Origin of the sequence: Amycolatopsis pithecellobii, assembly GCF_009707865.1 — a bacterium.
Classification (GTDB): Bacteria; Actinomycetota; Actinomycetes; order Mycobacteriales; family Pseudonocardiaceae; genus Amycolatopsis_E; species Amycolatopsis_E pithecellobii.
In genome coordinates this window covers 1-3,357 of record NZ_WMBA01000132.1, presented here as the reverse complement: position 1 = coordinate 3,357, position 3,357 = coordinate 1, and the positions used below count along the sequence as shown (strand labels likewise).

Below are 3,357 nucleotides of genomic sequence, written 5' to 3'. Positions count from 1 at the left end.
AGATGTGTATAAAAGACAGGCGCCGTGCAGGGCGAGACGGCCCGGGAGGGGCAACTGTGCGGGTCCGGGCTGCTCAGGGTGCGCAAGCCTGCCCCGGCAGGGCGACCGGGCAAGGCCGCCTGCCCAGGGGAACCCTGCTGCTGACGGGCTGGCCCGGGAGGGTCAGCTTGGCTTGCCTTCGTCGCCGTCGCTGGGGTTGTCGTCGGCGGCGGGGGTGGGCTTGTCTTCCGGCTGCTGGGTGCGTTCCAGTTCGGCGATGGGGTCGAGGTCGTCGATGCTGGCCTGGCCGCCGAGGCGCTCGCTGAACTCCATCGGGTCGTCGAGGTCCTCGGCATTCGGCATCAGGTCCGGGTGCGACCACAGGCCATCGCGCTTCTCGGTGCCGTGCTGCTCACCCACCAGCTTCCACAGGGCCGAAGCCGCCCGCATGCGGCGGGGGCGTAGCTCCAAGCCGACCAGTGTGGCGAACGTCTGCTCGGCCGGCCCGCCCGTCGCCCGGCGGCGGCGCAGCGTTTCGCGCAGTGCACCGGCACCCGGCAGGCGATCACCGACCGCGTCGGCGACAACGACGTCGACCCAGCCCTCGACCAGGGCGAGCAGCGTCTCCAACCTGCTCAGCGCCGCCTGCTGCTCCGGCGTCGTCTTCGGTTCGAACAGGCCCGACGACATCGCCTCTTCGATGCTCGCCGGGTTACTCGGATCAACCTGGCCGGCCAGCTGCTCCAGCGCCGAAGTGTCCACCGTGATGCCCTGCGCGAACTCCTCCACCGTGGCCAGCAACCGCTGCCGCAGCCACGGCACATGCGTGAACAGCCGCTGATGCGCGGCCTCCCGCGCGGCGAGGAACACCAGCACCTCACTGTGCGGCAGCTCCAGCCCCTCGGTGAACTTCTCGATGTTCGCCGGTAGCAGAGCGGAAGTGGCGTCCGGACCCAGCGGGAGACCCACCTCGGTCGACGTCAGCACCTCCGACGCCAGCTGCGCGAGCGCGTTGCCCAGCTGCGAGCCGAACGCCATGCCGCCCATCTGACTGACCATCTGCAACAGCGGCCCCGCCGCCTGCTTGGCTTCGGCCGGCATCGCCTCGACCCAGGCGCCCGACACCTGCCGCGCCACCGGATCACACAGCCGCTGCCACGTCGGCAGCGTCTTCTGCACCCAGTCCCGCGCCGACCAGGCCACCGTCACCTTGGCGCCCGCGGGCAAGATCGTCGCCGCATCGAGCCAGAGTTCCGCAAGGTGCGCGGCATCCCGCACCGCCGAGTCCGAGTCACCACTTGCGGCGAAACCGATCTGCCCGCCGCTGGACCCACTCAACTTCTGCAGCGCGATCTGCTTCGCGAGGTCGTAATTGACGGGCCCGGACGAGCTGCCCGCCTGGCTGAGCATCTGACCCAGCTGGCTGAGCATCTGGCCAAGCTGATTGAAGGCCTCCGCGCCGGACTGCCCGCCGCCCTCCGGCTCGTTTTCGCCACGCTTGTCAGGATCGGAAGGTCCAAATCCGAACGGGATATTGCTCATATGTCCACCGTACGCGGCGACGGCCCGCTCGACCTGGTCAGCCAGCGCCCGGCGAGGGAGTCCTCATCGTGAGCACAACACCCGTCACCGTACGCTGTCCCGCGTGAGCGAGTCCCGTGAGCAAACCGCAGCTCCTGGTCCCAACACGACCGATGATGGCGACCGCGCGACCGAGGTGCGGCGCACCGAGCGCGCACGCAAGCCGAGGCGGCTCACCCGCCGAGGCTGGACGGTCGTGCTGAGCGCTTTCCTCGTGATCGCGTTCGGGCTCACGGGCGCACTCGCGCAGGTGCCCTACGTCGCCATCGGCCCCGGCCCCACGTACGACACACTCGGCCAGGCCGGCGGCAACCCGGTCATCGAAATCAACGGTCGGCAGACCTTCCCCACCTCGGGCGAACTGCGGATGACCACCGTCTCCCTCAACGACAAGATCACGCTGTTCGGCGCGCTCGGGCTGTGGGCGAGCGGTCGCTACGCGCTCGCGCCCCGCGAGGACTACTTCCGACCCGGCGAGAGCGAAGAACAGGTCCAGCAGGAGAACGTCAAGGAGTTCCAGGACTCCCAGAGCAACGCCGAAGTCGCGGCACTGCGGCACCTCGGCTATCCGATCAAGGTGCTGGCGCAGGAAGTCGTGGCAGGCAGCCCGGCCGACAAGGTGCTCGCCGCGGGGGACCGGCTGCTGAACGTCAACGGCAAGCCGATCGGACAGGAAGACGACGTCCGCGCCGCACTCGCCGGTACGAAGGCGGGCCAGACGGTGCAGCTCACTTTCCAGCACGGCACCGACGGTCCGCGCACCAGCCCGCTCACCCTCGCCGCGAACCCGGATCCCAACCAGCAGCAGGGTTTCATGGGCCTGCAGGCGATCGACCGTTCCGACGTGCCCTTCGACGTGAAGGTGTCACTGCAGGAAGTCGGCGGGCCGTCGGCAGGGCTGATGTTCGCGCTCGCGATCGTCGACCGGCTCACCCCGGGAGACTTGGCCGCAGGCCAGCACATCGCCGGCACCGGCGAGATCGACGAGAAGGGCAACGTCGGCCCGATCGGCGGCATCTCGTTCAAAGTCGTCGGCGCACGTGAAGCCGGTGCGACGATTTTCCTGACCCCAGAACGAAACTGCGCCGAAGCGGCCGCCGCCGTGCCGGACGGTCTCAAGCTCGTGAAGGTCACGACGCTCGACTCGGCACTCACCGCGCTCGAGGACATCAAGGCAGGCCGTCCGGCCCCGTCCTGCTGACGCTCAGAGGACGAGCGTCGCGCGCAATGCTTCGACGAGATTCGGTGCCAGCTCCGGGTTTTCGATGACCTCGTCGACCGGCTCGCCGTCCTCGGTCGCCGTGTAGCCGCGAAGGCGCATCACGCATGCGGCAGGGCCGTCGCGCACGACAGCGGCGACCAGCCGTGCCTCGGTCCGGTCCGGATGGTCCGCGGCGGCCTGGCGCAGCCGCTGCGCGTCCGTGGTTTCGTTGTCCGGCAGCGAAGCCTCGGCGCTCGGCGGCAGCACGATGATCTCCTGCGCCACCGCGCACCCGACCACGGCCTCCGGCCACGCGATCCGCTCGAGCGCCTCGGCCAGGTCACCTTCGGGCACTTCGTCCTGCGCGACCGGGGTCAGCGGGCTCGCCGCGTCGAGTTGCCCCGCCAGGTCTGGTTCCTGCCGCAGCAGCTCCTCGGTCGGCACCAGCGCGAACAGCTGCACGGGCTGGTCCCAGCCCGCGGCGGCCACGAACTCCTCCACCTCGCGGGCCACCGCCGCTACGCCGGAGGTCTGGTTCTCAGGTGTCGCCATTACGTCATCGTGTCAGGGGCGGCGTTGTCCGTTTTGGGGTGGGT

Annotated in this window: 3 protein-coding genes; 1 reads left to right on the top strand and 2 read right to left on the bottom strand. The window is 69.7% G+C overall.

The window, feature by feature from the left end; genetic code table 11:
- Positions 1-162: 162 nt before the first annotated feature.
- Positions 163-1,521 carry a zinc-dependent metalloprotease gene (locus tag GKO32_RS37695; RefSeq protein ID WP_154761692.1) on the bottom strand — a complete coding sequence of 453 codons (1,359 nt, stop codon included), beginning with the start codon at positions 1,519-1,521 and terminating at the stop codon, positions 163-165.
- A gap of 103 nt (positions 1,522-1,624) precedes the next feature.
- On the opposite strand from GKO32_RS37695, the gene GKO32_RS37690 reads away from it, so the two are divergent.
- On the top strand, positions 1,625-2,761 hold the full coding sequence (locus GKO32_RS37690; protein WP_312869285.1) for a YlbL family protein: 1,137 nt from the start codon (positions 1,625-1,627) through the stop codon (positions 2,759-2,761).
- Between the two features lie 3 nt (positions 2,762-2,764).
- Here GKO32_RS37690 and GKO32_RS37685 read toward each other — a convergent pair whose 3' ends face one another.
- Positions 2,765-3,313, bottom strand: a complete 549-nt coding sequence (locus GKO32_RS37685; protein ID WP_154761691.1) for a PPA1309 family protein — start codon at positions 3,311-3,313, stop codon at positions 2,765-2,767.
- Between the last annotated feature and the right edge of the window lie 44 nt (positions 3,314-3,357).